Raw genomic sequence first — 16,534 nt, 5'->3', positions numbered from 1 at the left:
TTAATGCAAATAAGTAGGTCAACTGTGCAAATAAATGATGCCGTGGTGCAATTAAACATTAAACAATAGACTGCAAATAAAATCTGTAAATCACAATTAAAATGGCCAAAACTGCAATTAAAATCAGTTAACCGCAAATAAAATCAGCAAAACTGCAATTAAATCTAGAAGAATCGCAATTAAAATTAAAAATTACCCATACCAGTTAGGGTATTTCGACATTAATACTGTACATTAGTACATACTTTCAAAAGGAAAACTTGCGAATATGCCCAAATTCTAACTAAATCGAATAACTTTTGTAAAATTCTACTCTAATTATCTATAAAAAAGCTAACTTAAACACTACAAAAAAAAAACTGTAGCTGAGATACCAATAAATATGTTGATCAACATTGTTATTTTTGCAATTAAAAAAGAGGCGCCTTTTGTGTCAGTTAAACCTGACTTATGAGGCAGCCTCTTTTATTTTCAACCTAACTGATTACAATTGGTCCATATAAACCGTTTTGACTTGTGTATAAAAGTCTATTGCCGTCTTTCCTTGTTCGCGGGACCCAGTGCTTGAATTTTTGCAGCCGCCAAATGGTACTTGTGGCTCTGAACCTGCTGTTTCATTATTTACATGTACAAGACCAACTTCAATGTCTTCAACAAAGCGCTGTGCTAATGTGAAATTATTTGTACAAATTGCTGCGCTTAAACCATATTCAGTATCATTAGCCATTCCTACTGCTTCCTCATAGTTTTTCACTTTAAAGAGTGCTATAACAGGTCCGAATATTTCTTCTCGGGCAATACGAGCATCCGGGGAGACATTTTCAAAGATTGTGGGCTGTACATAGAAACCATTTTTTAGTTCTTCATCCGCAGGAACTTCTCCACCGCATAATAGGGTTGCCTCGTCCTTTCCAGCTTCAATCATAGCAAGTACACCGTCAAGTTGTGACCTGGAAACAGCTGGACCGACAAAAGTATCTTCATGAAGTGGATTTCCAACTTTTAATGTTTTTGTACGTTCTACAAGCCTGTCACGGAATTTTTCATAAATAGCTTCTTCCACAATCACCCTACTCGTTGCTGTACACTTTTGACCAGTAGATCTAAAAGCACCGCTCACGGCAATTTCAATTGCTTTTTCTATATCTGCATCAGCAAGTACGATCAGTGGATTCTTCCCACCTAATTCCATTTGTACTTTCTTTCCTTTTGTTGTAGCCTTCTGCTGAATCTGATTTCCAACCTGATTAGATCCTGTAAATGAGATTGCTTTTATATAAGGATGTTCTACTAATTCTGTACCAACGATAGAACCTCTACCAAATACACAGTTTACAACCCCTGCTGGAATACCAGCCTCATCAAGCGCTTTTATAACATGGTAAACAGATTTTGGAGTCAAATCCGCCGGTTTAATAACTACGGTATTTCCGTAAACAAGTGCAGGAGCCATTTTCCATACGGGAATTGCAATTGGAAAATTCCATGGAGTAATCAATCCAATTGGCCCAATTGGCGTTCGAGTTGTATATAAAAAGGTATTTGGATTACCTGAAGGAATTACTTCTCCGACTGGCTGCCTCGCTTCACCTGCAAAATATCCAAGGATACTTATTGCGCGCTGTGTTTCTCCAATACCCTCAGCAAGTGTTTTTCCTTCTTCTAGTGTTAAATCACGGCCTACTTCATGGACTTTTGCCTTTAATAGATCTGCTGCTTTTTGGAGGTATGAAGCTCGTTGTTGGTATGAAAGTCTCTTCCATGATAAAAAGGCGGTTTTCGCAGCAAGAATAGCTTGTCGTGCATCCTCTTGTGTACTTGAAGGAAACTCCCCTAATGAATCTCCATTATGAGGACTGTAATTTTCCCGATATTCACCTAACGTAGGTTGTTTCCATTGACCATTAATATAGTTTGCATAACGCATATCGTTTCCCCCAATAAGATTTTTTTCAATTAAATAAAAAGCCCATTATTTACTATAAGATAAATTCATTTTTGACTTATCTTGACCAGCAGATAAAATCTTCGGATTAGTTACAACTTCGATAACAGCTGGCCGTCCTGATGATAATGCCTTCTTAAGTGCCGGCGCAAAATCAGTATTTTTTTCGACCTTCTGACCATATGCTCCAAATAAACTCGCAAGCTCAGCAAAGTTCGGATTAGACAGCTCTGTTCCGATTACTCGATCTGGAAAATGCTTTTCTTGATGTGTTCGAATTGTTCCATACATATTGTTGTTTATCACAATCGAAATGACAGGTATGTTGTAACGTACGGCTGTTTCAATTTCCTGCAGCGTCATCATGAAGCCCCCATCTCCTGAGAAGGAAACAACTGTTTTATGCGGTTGAGCAAGTTTTGCACCAATAGCAGCCGGCAATCCATACCCCATCGCTCCGGATGTTGGTCCGACATATGTATTTTCATGCTCAAAGCGATAATATCTAGATAGCCAGCCAAAGAAGTTCCCTGCATCATTCGTAATAATCGTATCTTTTGGAAGATGCGAGACGATATCATACATAAAACCATCCAGATCTACAAATTCGTCCGTGTAATCTTCCTTCGCCTTTGAAAAGTTCATGTATTCGTTATGAAGCTTTTCTACTCGCATTTCATTTGAATTTAAAGGCGTAGATAAAGCAATTGTTAATGCTTCTACTAAAAAAGCTTTTGCATCAGCTGTAACTGCCAAAGAAGGAGCATAAACTTTTCCGAATACATCCTCTGAAATATCAATGTGAATCAGTTTTCCTTTTCCTGAAAGCAATGAATAATCTTGCGTTCCTACTTGGGAAAATCTTGTACCTAGTGCAATCACTAAGTCTGCATTGTCAATCGCTTCAAGTAAATACTTTGGTGTTCCAAAGCCGAGCCAGCCAGCATAACAAGGATGCGAATTTGGAAACGCATCGAAACGACGGAATGCAGTAACGACAGGCATTTGAACTGTTTCAGCAAATTTAACTAATAAAGGGACAGCCTGTGAACGAATGACTCCCCCACCAGCTATAAGAATCGGCCGTTTGGCATTTTGAATCATTTCTACTACTTGCTGAACGCTCTCTTTATGTGGACGAGCCGGCTGTGACTGATAGACTGGGATTTCGACCATTTCGGCTGTATCTTCTAGCATGTCATGAGGTAATGCAACTAACACTGGTCCAGGACGCCCTGACCTAGCAATATGAAATGCACGATGTAAAAGCTCTGGAATTCGTTCTACTCGATCAATCTCCACTGTCCATTTGCACAAATGGCTAAACATCCCTACAAGATTGACCTCTTGAAATGCTTCCTTTTCTTTAAAAGGACGCTCAACTTGTCCAATTAGCGCAACTAAAGGAGTGGAATCTTGGCTGGCAGTATGAATTCCAATCGCCAAGTTTGAAGCTCCAACTCCACGTGTTGCCATACAGACACCCACTTCACCGGATGCTTTTGCATACCCTTCCGCCATAAACGAAGCTCCACCTTCATGTCGAGCTGAAATCAAACTAATTTCTGGATGTTCATATAACGCATCCATAACACCTAGATAACTCTCACCAGGTACACAAAAAACTTTATTTACCCCTTCCTTGGCCATAACATTGACTACTGCTTTTCCACCGCTAATTTTCATTACGAAACACTCCCTTCTCCTATGCAATTACATTGGAACACTAACGATCAATTTATTTTATACTCAAGTTTTTTATTAAGATTTAACAGCTTCTACTTTAACCTCTTCGAATGGCCAAGCTGGAAGCATTTTTCTTAAAATTTTATCTTCCCTATAACCTAGGTCATATTCAGCCTGCATAATTGTATGAACCTCTCTTGTTCCTTCATAAATGACTGGTGCTTTTGAATTTCTTAAATAACGCTCTACTGGGAACTCATTTGAAAATCCATATGCACCATGAATTTGTACAGCATCATTAGCTGCCTCATTCGCTGCATTACAAGAAATCCATTTTGCTAGTGATGTTTCTCTAGTGTTACGTTTACCACTATTTTTTAACCAACCAGCTTTATAGACTAGTAGACGGGAGATTTCAAGATTTGAAGACATTTTAGCGATCATTTGTTGTACTAATTGATGTTTTCCGATTTCTTTACCAAAAGTTTTTCGCTCATGACAATATTTTACGCTAGCTTCAAGTGATGCTTGAATCAATCCACAAGCACCAGCTGCAACTGTAAATCTCCCATTATCAAGCGCTGACATTGCAATTTTAAATCCTTCACCTTCGAATCCTAATAGGTTCTCAGCTGGTACTCTGACATCATCTAAAAATACTTCTCCAGTGTTTCCAGCTCTAATTCCCATTTTCCCCTTAATTGGTTTTGTAGTAACCCCTTCAAAAGTACGTTCTACGATAAAACAAGAAATTCCGTGATGCTTTAAATCATGATTTGTTTTTGCAAAGATTAAGAAATGATCAGCTACATCACATAAAGAGATCCATGTTTTTGATCCGTTTAATATATAGCTATCACCATCTTTTACTGCTGTTGTCGCCATTGCTACTACATCAGATCCTGCATTTGGCTCTGTTAACCCAAATGCGCCAATTTTCTTCCCTCGCGCTTGAGGAACTAGATACTTTTTCTTTTGCTCTTTTGTTCCCCACTGTAATAATGTCATGCTATTTAATCCCGTATGTACTGAAACAGCCGTACGGAAAGCAGTATCCCCGCGCTCTAGTTCCTCGCATACGATTGCTAAAGTATTATAGTCCATTCCAACTCCACCATATTGTTCTGGAATACATACACCCATTAGTTCCAGTTCAGAAAGTCGTTTTAGAATATTTACCTCAAAATGTCCTTTTTCATCCCATTCCTTTATAAATGGTATAATTTCACGATCTACAAACGATCTAACTACCTTTCTTACACTTTTTTGCTCTTCAGTTAATGAAAAATTCATTTTATTTCCTCCTCAAATTGTATTATTTCGTTTCATTTCCTCTATATCAGATTGTGAATAACCAAGTTTACTCATCACTTCTTCAGTATGTTCTCCATGCAATGGAGGATGTCTTACTACTTCAACAGGTGTTTTTGATAATTTTAATGGTGAACCAACTAACTTTAAATCATCTATGAATGGATGGTTTACTTCTAGTACCATATCCCTTGATCTAGCTTGTTCAGACTGCAGGGCTTCACTTACGTTATAAATCGGTCCATTTGGAATACCAATTTTATCTAAGAGAACTTTCCACTCATTTTTACTTTTTGTTTTTATTTTATTTGAGATTATTTCCTCAATTTGTTTTCGATACTGTAACCGACCAGCATTAGTCCTATATAATTCACCTAATAAAATCGGTTCTTCAATTAGTAAAGCAAAACGATTAAATTGCTGATCATTACCAACTGCGATCACCATCTCACCATCACTTGCTGAAAAAACTTGATATGGAACAATATTAGGATGATAATTTCCTAATCGCTCAGGTATAACGCCACTACATAAATAATTACTTGCCACATTTACTAATGCAGCCAATTGCGAGTCAAATAGTGAAATGTCAAGTTCTTGTCCTTCCCCTGTACGATCTCGATGCTGTAATGAAGCAAGAATTCCAATACATGTAAATAACCCTGTTAATACGTCTGAAATGGCAACTCCCACTTTTGTTGGCTCGCCTTCCTTCTCACCGGTAATGCTCATTAAACCAGACATCGCCTGAATGATATAATCATATCCAGGAAGTGAAGCGTTAGTTCCTCTACTACCAAATCCACTAATTGATGCAAGAATAATATCTTCTTTCATCGCTTTCATTTCTTCATAGGAAAAACCTAGTTTTGTTAAAGTTCCAGGTTTAAAGTTTTGGACGACAACATCAGCTTCAGAAATAAGTTTTTTTAAAACCTCTTTCCCCTTATCATCCTTTAAATTTAAAGTAATCCCTTGCTTGTTTCGATTAGCACATAAATAATAAGCACTTTCTCCTTCAACAAAAGGAGGCCCCCATCCCCGTGTTTCATCACCACCACTAATACTTTCAATTTTGATTACCTCAGCCCCAAGATCCCCAAGGATCATCGTACAAAAGGGACCCGCTAGTACTCTAGTTAAATCAATAATTTTGATACCATGTAATGCCCCCGGCAATATGATCACCTCTTCATTAATTTTCTTGGTATTTTCTAACTTCCACTGGGCAATTAAAATGGTTACTAATGTATTTTTTTATTGCATGTATATAGAAAATTTAAGGTAAATTAGCCTTCCATTTTCGTTATACATTACATTATGCAAAACCCATGCCAACTCCGTATTTCCTATTATTATTAAATCTAGGCTGTATTTACGGATCTAATTCGTGAAAAATGAAATTAAAATCCACTCAAAACCGTCATTTTTAACTCATTCAAAAAGTTTGCTATTTGTGAATCTATTAACCTAGTTCATAATAAAAAGGCTATTGAAATTGCCTATAAATGATGAAAACCCACAAAGAAATTTGTTTTCTTTGTGGGCTTTCGTTTTTCAACTTATTTTAACACTCAATCAAATCTCTAACTGTTGGCTCAAAAAGTTCGCAAGCAATATCTCTTTGATATCGTTTTTGCTTTTTAGCTTCTGTAAATAAGTTAAAGGTATTCTTTCTACTTAATCTTTCAATATCATCGATAACTGTCTGAGGTTCAGGTTTCACTAATCCAAAAATAACGGCGTCATAAAATCTAATTGCGCCTAAGTTCGCTACAAAATCATTCACCACATCGATACCTCTTTGTTTGATGATCTGATCCCCTTCAGCCGAGATTGGAATATTTGCAGCCTCTACAATTAAACTCGCCTTTACTTTATTAGCGTTTGATACATTAATTACATCCTCTAAAGCTGCCGGAATCAAGATGTCACAGTCTACATCAAGCCATTCAGTATTGCTTCTTACCACATAGTTCGATGCAAAAAACTCCTGATTCATTTCTCCATGTGAATTTTTGTGGTCGATTAACTTCTGTACATCTAACCCCTCTTCACATGTCACTAATAGATTTGCATCAGAAATGCCGACAATTTTATAACCTAACTGTGATAATTTCAACGCACAACTTGCTCCTACACAACCAAATCCTTGAATAACTACTTTCGCTACTTTATTTTCACCTTTAAATTTCCATGCTTCATCTGCACAAAAAGCAACACCGTAGCCTGTTACAGCATCATTTAGAAGGAAACAATCTATTTTAGAAGCTAGCAGATTATTAAAATCCTTTATACCATTTTTTACACTTACATCTTCCTTCATCGATTTTGTTAAAGGGATTCCTACATTAAATTCATCAAATACTCTTAATACATCCTCATACTTAGTACCTAAATCACTTCCTAAAGATACTCCGGCTTCTACATATGGCATCATCGCAATCAAAAATCTTCTTAATACATCATACGCATCTGGAGCTTTATAATCATAAGCAATACCAGCTTTACACCCACCTGTAGTGATACTTTCTGAAGCCATATATTTGTAAGCCATTGCCTCTGCCAAACGTTCAACTTCTTCCCTTGTCACTGTTGGATGCATTCTTGTCCCTCCACCAGCATACCCTTTGACAAAGTTATATACTACTAACCACCCTTTTGCATCTGTTTCACTATCATTCCACTCTACAACTAGGTAAGGTTTTTTCATACTAAATAGCCTCCTTTTCAGATGATCTTTTGCAATTGATTACTTGTGTAAGAATCTTAAGCTGTATGTAAAATGGTCAAATACTCTGATGAGTTGGTACATCTCCATGATCCTTCTTAATACCGATCTTTCCTTTATTTTTTCCATGGCGTAAAAAGTAATAAAGATAGCTTACACCCATGAAGCCTAAACCACCTATTAAGGAAGAACGTTGAGTAGGATCAAAAGCCATAAATACTATGGAAATTCCACATAATACAAGACATAGAATAGGTATTAATGGGAACAGCGGAACTTTGTACTTTAAATCCTTAACATTTCCACCATTTTTAATAAATTGTCTTCTAAAATTGTATTGCGACAAGGCAATTGCCATCCAACTGAATGTTCCAGCTAGTCCAGTTACAGAAAGTAGAACGACAAAAACTGTTTCTGCAGATACTACACTTGTAAGTAATGATACTAGTGCAAAAAGAAGACTAAACAATACTGCATTAAACGGAACACCACGAGAATTTACTTTACCTAAAGCTGCGGGTGCCATACCACTTTTAGAAAGTGACCAAAGCATACGAGAACATACATATAATCCTGAATTACCTACAGATAGCAACGCCGTTAAAATAACTAGATTCATAATATCAGCTGCATATGGAATACCTACACTATCAAATACTGCAACAAATGGACTTTCTACCACTCCTGCATGCCTCCATGGAATCAAAGCCGCTAATACTAAAATTGCTAACACATAAAAAATTAGGACACGAAAAATGATACTTCGAATTGCTTTAGGAAGAGTCTTTTCTGGTGCTTCACTTTCACCAGCTGCAATTCCAACAACTTCTGCACCCTGAAATGCAAATACTACCGCCATCATAGTTGAAAATATAGCTGAGAACCCATGAGGGAAAAGTCCACCATCTTTTGTAAAATTAGTAAACAAAGGTGCCGAACTGCCTTTATGACCAAACCCAAATATGATTGCTGCTCCAATCAGTATAAAAGCTATAACTGCAAATACTTTAATTCCCGCAAACCAAAACTCTGCCTCTGCGTAACCTTTTACACTAAGTATGTTTAAACCCAACAAAAGAACAATAAACACAAGACACCAGATCCAAACTGGTACATGTGGAAACCACCTTTGCATCAATATTCCAGCTGCAGTGAATTCTAATCCAACCGTTGTTGCCCAACTAAGCCAATACATCCAGCCAATCGTAAATCCGGTACCAGGACCAATGTATTTGGTAGCATACGTCTTAAACGAACCTGTAACTGGCATTGTAATTGACAGTTCACCTAAACAAACCATCACAAGGTACATCACCAATCCACCGAATAAATACGCAACAACCGCTCCCCCTGGACCAGCTTGATTAATCGTTAGACCTGAACCTAAAAATAAACCTGTACCGATTACTCCTCCGAGTGAAATCATAAACAAATGCCGACTTTTCATGGAACGTTGTAACTGACCTTTTTCATTAGTAGAATCCATAAATGCCCCACCTTTATTTTAGAATATTCAGAAAAAATAAAGCGAAATAATAGAAAAAGATAAAGCTAATAAAATACTATAAATTTTTTGCTTTTTGTAAACATCTAGAATGTCAGATCATCTCAAAAAATCACTGCAGAAACCGAACATAGTAATATTTGTGCCTACACCTATAAACTGAATAAAAATTAAACACCTCCTATTTCTCTCAAACTAAAATCGGAAGTAACTACTTCCTCTTCTTAGTATTCATTAAGCAAAATTCATGCCAACAAAAAAAACTGGATAAACCAACCTTTTAGCCAATCTTTAAATCTAAAAACAACTACTTTATTTTAAAATCTACTCAATTCATTTATTTTAGACTCAATTACTTTTTTTAAAAAGAGACTTTTATCATTAAGATCATTCTATTTACTAAAATAATCAATCTTACATTCTTTCCAATTAGTATAGTAGGATTGCAGAATACTTTTTTAAAAATTTAGTTACGGGAAAATTTAATGTTTCTGAATTTGGAAAATGGTACATTGAATTGCAAAAAATGGAAAAGTATAATATGAAACAGAACTCCTTTAGGAATATTGCTTTTTAAATTTTATATATACAAAGAAGCCAAGATATTGGAGAAAAAATGTGAAAAAGAAATTTTTTAATTCATTTCTTATTGTAAGTATGCTTTTAGGTGGTTGCTCTAACTATAAAGAATTAAATCAAGTATCGATTGTGGTTGCAATAGGGATTGATTACCTCCCAAAAGAAAAAAAATATCATGTAATCACTCAAATTTTTAATCCTAGTGCAATTGCGACTACAACACAGTCAGGTTCTCAAAGTGTTCCAGTAATTGCGTTAGATGAAAAAGGTAGGACCATTTTAGAAGCTGTACGAAATGTGTCTAAGAAAGGATCGCGACAAAATATATATTCTCATGTTGCTCTTATCGTAATTGGTGAAACATTAGCAAAAGAAAGATCATTGAATTATATTTTCGATGTATTTGAAAGAGATTCCAAAGTTCGTGTCAATATCCCAGTTATTATTGCAAGAAATAAAAGCGTCGGTGAAATAATGAATAACATAGCATCACTAGATAAAATATCTGCTAAATCAATTGTAGGTAAAATTTAAAATACATCAGCCCTTTTAGGTGAAAATCAAGAAACATTAATGCGTCAGGCAATTTCTGCAATCTCTAGTAGTGGCAGGGAACCAGTAATAAATGGCGTGAGCATAGAAAATGAAAGTGAATCATCAGAAACACTTGAAAATGCTAATAAAGTCACTTCTAGTTATGATAAGATAAATGGCACAGGGATTTTCAGAGATGGAAAATTAGTTGGATGGTTAGATGGACCACCGGCAAAATCAATACAAATTATTGATAATCTGATCAAAGAAACGAATGTCCAAATACCATGTAATAAAAAAGAATTTGATTCGATGGAGCTTACTCGGGTAAAATCTATGACGGAAATTAAAATCAAGGATAATATTCCAATTATAAATATAAAAATAAAATCAATTGGCCATATTGACGAGGTATTTTGTAATGCCAATTTTGATAAAGCTAAAACACTCAATAAATATGAAAAGTCAGCTGAAAATGTTATAAAACAATCAATGGAAAAAGGGATTTCTGAAGTAAAAAAATTCGGTGGAGATGCATTTGGTTTTGGTGAAAAATTATACATGGTTAATCCAAAAATTTATAAAAAATATGAGGGTAATTGGAATGATACATTTAAAAAAGCAAAAGTTACAGTAAGTGTCGACGTTCAAATTAATAACGTTGGAATGAGAAGGAAATCTTATCCTTATTAGGAAGACTTAGTATTTGCTTTTAAAATTCTCCTTGAAAAAACAGGACATTAGAACTCAGTATAAAACCCAACTTGGAAACTACAAAAGCCCCCTGTACTATTCGGGGGCTTTTCAATGTAATGCAATATAATGTAATCAATATTAAAAAAGTTCGAACACTAAATAAACTTCGTCGAAAAGTAATATATTAAATTTTTATGGAGAGGTTTTTCTAATATATCACTACTAGTTATTACGGACATAGTGTCACAAGTAGAATAATTTCTTATCACTAAGAAATTTGTAGATATTTCCCGGGAATTTGTAAGATTTTGATATGATATAAAATAAAATCTACTATTCAAAAGTATTATTTTAAACTGAAATCAACTGATATCAGTTGATTTTTTATTCTACTGGTGGCCTAGATGAAAAAATCTAATAACGATCGAATATCGCATAGTGATACATTTGTTCAATTTTATATTACTTTTTTGTATCGCATACAAATTTTTACGATTAGGAAACAAAAAGCCGATACATCCTTATGGAAGTATCGACCTGAAAGTACTTATTAAAATTTTTAAAAGTTTTAAACAGATTTGTACAAGATTAGCAGAAAAAGATTTTAATAGGTCCTTTATTTTCTAAATAAAGAGAAAAGCCAGCCCCATTTATCTCTAGGCTTTTGTATCACAATTTCTAAACGTTTATTAAAATCATCTTGTGATCTCCATTCTTTTCTCTGTTCTTCTCTTATGTTTTGTATTTCTTCTTGTAAAAAATCAATTGTTTGTTTTTCTTGTTCAAGTATTGTCTCGTATTGAATTTTTTGTTGTTCAGCTAATTTTTCAATTTTGGTATAAGTTTTATTAGATGAATTCCCAATATTTGCACTTATATCATGATGATCTTGTTGAAGCCTGGAAACCGCCGTTTTAAGTTCTGTCATATCATTTTTCAGTTGTACATTCATTTCACGTGCAGCTGCAAGTTCACTGACTAAAAATCTTAAAAACTCATTTAATTGATTTGGGTCATGTGGTAAATTTTCATATGTATCGGATATCGCAATTTGAGTTTCATCGTAACCTTCTAATCTTTCTTTTTGTTGAAACACGAGGTCTTTTGCAGTATCTTCTAGGGGCTTTTCTGAATCGCGTAACGCTATAAGCACTCTAATATCAGATTGAACAAATATTCGCCGATCGCCATCTTTCAAGAACTCATATCCATTGCGCTCTAAGATTTGACCATACTTTCGAACAGTAGGTGTTGCAATACCCAGTTCTTCTGCTACTTCCTTGGAAGAAAAAGCTCGTTCATTCGGTTGTATATCACTTCGCATATCGGACCTCCTTTTTAACAAATATGAAGGATTTTTCGGCATATTGCAACATATATCACTGTGATACAAAAAAACAAGTGATAATTTCCTACTTCAATATTGTTGAAAATAGCGCTCTTACAAATGCATTTAAAATTTACAGCTTGAACATTTGATTTATGAATTCTTTCTAAAAGTAAGGCTTAGAAAAGCAATATAAACGATATATATACTAACTCATACTTTATAAACTAGAGCTATTGATAGTGAAATCACCTAAAAAAACCCCTTTTCACACTTAAGGAAAATAGGGGATAAATTCATTATACTAAAATTGACATTAATTAGGGCCTAAAGCACCAACTACCGGATGTGGAACATAAGGCTCTTCCAAATATGCAACTTCTTCCGCGGTTAAATTAACCGACAATGCACCAACAGAATCTTCTAAATGTGAAATTTTAGTAGCTCCAATAATTGGTGCTGATACTGGTTCTTTCTGCAGTAACCAAGCAAGAGCAATGTTTGATTTTGTTACTCCATGTTTTTCAGCAATCTCTGCAACACGTTCCACAACATGACGATCCGTATTTTCAGTTGCACCGTATTTAGATTTTTGAGTTTCATCAGTTTCAGATCTAAGTGTCGTATTTGACCAATCACGTGTCAATCTTCCTGACGCAAGTGGACTATATGGAATTACGCCGATTTTTTCTTCTTTACAAAGAGGCAGCATCTCCCTTTCCTCTTCACGGTATATGAGGTTCAGATGGTTTTGCATCGAGACAAATTTGGTCCATCCATTTTTCTCTGCAACATGTAATGCCTTCAAAAACTGCCATGCATACATAGCGGAAGCACCGATATATCTTACTTTTCCAGCTTTTACTAGATCATGAAGTGCCTCCATTGTTTCTTCGATTGGAGTGTTATAATCCCAACGATGGATTTGGTATAAATCCACATAATCTGTTCCTAGGCGTTTAAGACTTTTATCAATTTCACTCATAATATGCTTTCGGGAAAGTCCTAAACCGTTCGGACCTTTGTGCATAGGGAAATAAACCTTCGTAGCAAGAACAATTTCATCTCGATTGGCATAATCTTTTAAAGCTCTACCAACATATTCTTCACTAGTTCCATCTGAATAGACATTCGCCGTATCGAAAAAATTGATCCCTAAGTCTAGTGCTTTTTTAATGATTGTACGGCTACTTTCCTCATCGATTACCCATGGATGAATCCAACGTTTTGCATCTCCAAATCCCATACAACCAAGGCAAACTCTAGATATTTCTAATCCTGTATTCCCAAGTTTTGTGTATTCCATTGTTTTATCCTCACTTTCGGAAATATGTAATCTATTAATCTTTAAAAACTATACCTGGACTACATCACTAAAATTGTGATTGATAATCTCTACTAATTTAAATTCCCTGTTCTCATATTCAAACTTAAGGATGCAACAATTTCCAATTCGATCTTGTTGTACAATCGAACTTCTATGCTCCCAAACCCGCATGAAATTTCTTAAAGCTGCTCCATGGGATATAGCTAATACCACTTCATTGTCTTCTTCCATTATTTTTTGGCATGTAGTAGCCATTCTTTGTTGCAGTTCTTTTTGATCTTCTCCACCAAACTTAACAAAGAAATCACCATAAGGTAGCGCTGGATTTAAATCTTCACTTTCACCTTCAAAAGTTCCGAAATTCCATTCTTTTAATCCTTTTAATCTTGTATACGGCAATTCCGTCACGATTTCCAACGTATCACTAGCTCTTTCTGATGTGGAACAATAGGCATGATCAAAAATAACTTTTTGTTCTCTAAAGTACTTTGCAGCAGCCTCTGCTTGTTTAATTCCAAATTCAGTTAAAGGTGAATCACACCAACCTTGAATTTTCCTTCTTTTATTAAATAATGTTTGTCCATGTCTCATTAAATAAAAAGTCTTTTTCATTTGTATCCCCCTTTTGAATCTTAAAAGCCTATTTTAAAAATCAAGTGGTACGAGTCATTAGACCTTTTTTGCCTCAAAATTTAATAACAACTTACAATCTTATATTATCAATATATTATTTTTAATCGTTAGCATATTCCTCTCAAATAATTGCCTATTACTCTTAGTTCTAGAAAATTTTAACAAACTGACCACAAAAAAAGCCCAAACCTTTGTTACATATAGGCTTGAGCTTTTCTAAATAAATTATTTTGCTGTAGTAGTGTATTTTTCTTCCAAAGACTTCTTTAAAAATGATGCTAATTCAAGCATTCCGAATTTTCCAGCTTTTTCTTCTGCATCTGAGTTATAGTTCGTATTTGTATTGATATCGTAAGTAAAAATTGTGCCTTCAGCATTTCTAATAAATTCGATTCCGGCAACTTGAACATTATTTTTAACTAGAACTTCTTTATATTTATTTATTATTTCGTCCTCAAAGCCTTCAATGATTTGGAACTTAGGCTTCTCTTCTACTTCTTCTCCTACTGGGCAGAATAAATCACCAATTTGGCATGCATCAGCTGGGCAAAGTTCAAAGCCTTCCGAAGTATCAACTTTAACAGCATATACAAAGTTTCCTCCTACAAATTCACAACGAGTGATGTAGCTTTCAGGTGATTGGATGTATTCTTGAATAAGGGTAATGCCATCGACTGGTTCTTCGAATGTAGGCCCTTCTACATAAGCTTTTAAAGCTTCAATACTATGGAAAAGCTGAACACCTAAGCCTTTACCTGCACGATTATGTTTTGTAATAAATGACTGTCCATCAAAGCTATTAGCTGCCTTAATAATGTTTTCTTTTCCAACCGCTGCAATCGTTTTTGGAGTCTTAACACCATACTTTTCTAGCTCTAAGTATTGTAAAACCTTACTAACTTCTAGCTTTAGGGCATTCGTACCATTTAAAACCGTACGGCCATGTGCTTCAAGCCAAGCTAAGACTTGCCCAGTAAATTCTGCTGCAAAACGATGATCACGTGTATGAGAAGAAGCACTCATTCGACTATAGAAAATCCCTTCTGGTGGTACGGTTGATAAATCAACAGTACCTTCGTCTAAATGCCATTCTTCAAATGGAACACCAAGCTCCTCTAATCTTTTTGTTAAATGGATTGTCCATTCACTATTTTCATGTATTACATATACTTTGCTCATTTTTATGTCCCCATTCTAGTTTTTTATTAAACTACGTTTTTTTTCTACTAATGGCATAACTTGCTTTGAAAAGCGTTCCATTTCCTCTAATTGAGGTGAAAATTGTAATAATAATAAGTCTAAGCCAGCTTCTTCATATTGTAAAATTCGATCTGCAATTTGCTCTGGTGTCCCTACTAGATTTGCTCTAAGACCACGATTTGAAACTGAGTAATCTTGTAATTGTATTTGTTGCTCTAATTGTGATTTAGTCGTGAAGTCTTTAAAGCCCGCATAACCGCTAGAATCTTTCACAGTCGTAATTTTTTCTAACTCAGCTAAAGCCTCTTCTTCTGTATCTCTACAAATAACATAAGCAGCCATACCGAAAGAACTTAAAGGTGCATTGCCAGTTTGTTCACGGCGTACTTTCATATCTGTTACTTTCTGATTAATTTCTTCAACTGTTCCACCGTGCATCACATAAGCGTCACATTTTTCAACAATTGTTTGCTTACCTTTTTCACTTTCACCACCTGCATAAAGAATCGGGTTTGGTCTTTGCACAGGTTTTGGAGCAAGTTTCGTATCTTTTAAGTCGTAAAATTTTCCTGAATAATTGAACGTTTCTTCTGTCCATAAGCCTTTTAGGACATCAATAAACTCCTCTGTACGGGCATAGCGTTCATCATGTTCTGTAAAAATACCGCCATATTGACGAGCTTCTTCTGCCCACCATGCAGAAACGACGTTTAGCGTAAAACGGCCGTTACTGATTTGATCGATATTAGCAGCCATTTTTGCTGTTACTGCAGGATTATGAAAACCTGGACGAATCGCGGTCATAATTTCGATTTTTTCCGTTACTGCAGCAAGTGCCGCTGCTGTAGACCAAGCTTCAAGGGAATCATGTTCTGGACCTTTAATATCGTTTAAATATAATTCAGCAATTAAAGTAGTCGAATATCCCCATCTTTCAGCTGATTGAATGACCTCTTTAGCATATTCAAATGTTGGTGGCATGCTTTCGTCATCCACATTACGTAACCATCCTCCAAAAATCGGTAACCAAAAACCATATTTCATTTCTATTCTCTCCTTTA

Annotated in this window: 13 protein-coding genes; 2 read left to right on the top strand and 11 right to left on the bottom strand. The window is 35.3% G+C overall.

Going from position 1 to position 16,534, the window contains the following annotated elements; genetic code table 11:
- Positions 1-484 precede the first annotated feature (484 nt).
- From BM319_RS06265 to BM319_RS06240, 6 genes are all read right to left on the bottom strand, one after another.
- A complete protein-coding gene (locus BM319_RS06265) occupies positions 485-1,927 on the bottom strand; it encodes an aldehyde dehydrogenase family protein (RefSeq protein WP_091021804.1) in 1,443 nt (480 codons plus the stop codon).
- 45 nt (positions 1,928-1,972) lie between these two features.
- Entirely contained in the window at positions 1,973-3,631 is a 1,659-nt protein-coding gene (locus BM319_RS06260; protein WP_091021803.1) for a thiamine pyrophosphate-dependent enzyme, read from the bottom strand.
- 75 nt (positions 3,632-3,706) lie between these two features.
- Positions 3,707-4,924 (bottom strand): acyl-CoA dehydrogenase family protein, encoded by a 1,218-nt coding sequence (locus BM319_RS06255; RefSeq protein ID WP_091021800.1) that lies wholly within the window; start codon positions 4,922-4,924, stop codon positions 3,707-3,709.
- A gap of 12 nt (positions 4,925-4,936) precedes the next feature.
- On the bottom strand, positions 4,937-6,121 hold the full coding sequence (locus BM319_RS06250; RefSeq protein ID WP_091021798.1) for a CaiB/BaiF CoA transferase family protein: 1,185 nt from the start codon (positions 6,119-6,121) through the stop codon (positions 4,937-4,939).
- Positions 6,122-6,509: 388 nt separating this feature from the next.
- Entirely contained in the window at positions 6,510-7,655 is a 1,146-nt protein-coding gene (locus BM319_RS06245; RefSeq protein ID WP_091021797.1) for a Glu/Leu/Phe/Val family dehydrogenase, read from the bottom strand.
- A 76-nt stretch (positions 7,656-7,731) separates the two neighbouring features.
- Positions 7,732-9,159 (bottom strand): amino acid permease, encoded by a 1,428-nt coding sequence (locus BM319_RS06240; RefSeq protein ID WP_091021795.1) that lies wholly within the window; start codon positions 9,157-9,159, stop codon positions 7,732-7,734.
- A gap of 636 nt (positions 9,160-9,795) precedes the next feature.
- On the opposite strand from BM319_RS06240, the gene BM319_RS06235 reads away from it, so the two are divergent.
- Both BM319_RS06235 and BM319_RS06230 read left to right on the top strand, forming a co-directional pair.
- Positions 9,796-10,290, top strand: coding sequence for a Ger(x)C family spore germination protein (locus BM319_RS06235; RefSeq protein ID WP_091021793.1), 495 nt, complete (start codon positions 9,796-9,798; stop codon positions 10,288-10,290).
- A 39-nt stretch (positions 10,291-10,329) separates the two neighbouring features.
- A complete protein-coding gene (locus BM319_RS06230; RefSeq protein ID WP_091021791.1) occupies positions 10,330-10,983 on the top strand; it encodes a Ger(x)C family spore germination C-terminal domain-containing protein in 654 nt (217 codons plus the stop codon).
- A gap of 619 nt (positions 10,984-11,602) precedes the next feature.
- Here the strand turns inward: BM319_RS06230 and BM319_RS06225 are convergent.
- From BM319_RS06225 to BM319_RS06205, 5 genes are all read right to left on the bottom strand, one after another.
- A complete protein-coding gene (locus BM319_RS06225) occupies positions 11,603-12,310 on the bottom strand; it encodes a hypothetical protein (protein ID WP_069033582.1) in 708 nt (235 codons plus the stop codon).
- A gap of 319 nt (positions 12,311-12,629) precedes the next feature.
- Entirely contained in the window at positions 12,630-13,619 is a 990-nt protein-coding gene (locus BM319_RS06220) for an aldo/keto reductase (protein ID WP_025568747.1), read from the bottom strand.
- Between the two features lie 48 nt (positions 13,620-13,667).
- A complete protein-coding gene (locus BM319_RS06215; RefSeq protein ID WP_025568749.1) occupies positions 13,668-14,252 on the bottom strand; it encodes a histidine phosphatase family protein in 585 nt (194 codons plus the stop codon).
- Positions 14,253-14,498: 246 nt separating this feature from the next.
- The gene (locus BM319_RS06210; protein ID WP_025568750.1) at positions 14,499-15,452 is read right to left on the bottom strand and encodes an ATP-grasp domain-containing protein; all 954 of its coding nucleotides are present in this window, start codon (positions 15,450-15,452) and stop codon (positions 14,499-14,501) included.
- A gap of 15 nt (positions 15,453-15,467) precedes the next feature.
- Positions 15,468-16,517: an LLM class flavin-dependent oxidoreductase gene (locus BM319_RS06205; RefSeq protein WP_025568751.1), complete on the bottom strand. Its 1,050-nt coding sequence runs from the start codon at positions 16,515-16,517 to the stop codon at positions 15,468-15,470.
- Positions 16,518-16,534 lie beyond the last annotated feature (17 nt).

The organism is Bacillus sp. UNCCL81 (genome assembly GCF_900112535.1).
GTDB classification, from domain to species: Bacteria; Bacillota; Bacilli; order Bacillales; family Bacillaceae_G; genus Gottfriedia; species Gottfriedia luciferensis_B.
This window is presented reverse-complemented; position numbering and strand designations above follow the sequence as displayed.

What these genes read in the sequence shown, in the direction of transcription:
- BM319_RS06205 (WP_025568751.1), bottom strand. Translation starts at nt 16,517, where the DNA reads ATGAAATATGGTTTTTGGTTACCGATTTTTGGAGGATGGTTACGTAAT.
- BM319_RS06245 (WP_091021797.1), bottom strand. Translation starts at nt 7,655, where the DNA reads ATGAAAAAACCTTACCTAGTTGTAGAGTGGAATGATAGTGAAACAGAT.
- BM319_RS06240 (WP_091021795.1), bottom strand. Translation starts at nt 9,159, where the DNA reads ATGGATTCTACTAATGAAAAAGGTCAGTTACAACGTTCCATGAAAAGT.
- BM319_RS06265 (WP_091021804.1), bottom strand. Translation starts at nt 1,927, where the DNA reads ATGCGTTATGCAAACTATATTAATGGTCAATGGAAACAACCTACGTTA.
- BM319_RS06255 (WP_091021800.1), bottom strand. Translation starts at nt 4,924, where the DNA reads ATGAATTTTTCATTAACTGAAGAGCAAAAAAGTGTAAGAAAGGTAGTT.
- BM319_RS06230 (WP_091021791.1), top strand. Translation starts at nt 10,330, where the DNA reads ATGCGTCAGGCAATTTCTGCAATCTCTAGTAGTGGCAGGGAACCAGTA.
- BM319_RS06260 (WP_091021803.1), bottom strand. Translation starts at nt 3,631, where the DNA reads ATGAAAATTAGCGGTGGAAAAGCAGTAGTCAATGTTATGGCCAAGGAA.
- BM319_RS06220 (WP_025568747.1), bottom strand. Translation starts at nt 13,619, where the DNA reads ATGGAATACACAAAACTTGGGAATACAGGATTAGAAATATCTAGAGTT.
- BM319_RS06210 (WP_025568750.1), bottom strand. Translation starts at nt 15,452, where the DNA reads ATGAGCAAAGTATATGTAATACATGAAAATAGTGAATGGACAATCCAT.
- BM319_RS06225 (WP_069033582.1), bottom strand. Translation starts at nt 12,310, where the DNA reads ATGCGAAGTGATATACAACCGAATGAACGAGCTTTTTCTTCCAAGGAA.
- BM319_RS06215 (WP_025568749.1), bottom strand. Translation starts at nt 14,252, where the DNA reads ATGAAAAAGACTTTTTATTTAATGAGACATGGACAAACATTATTTAAT.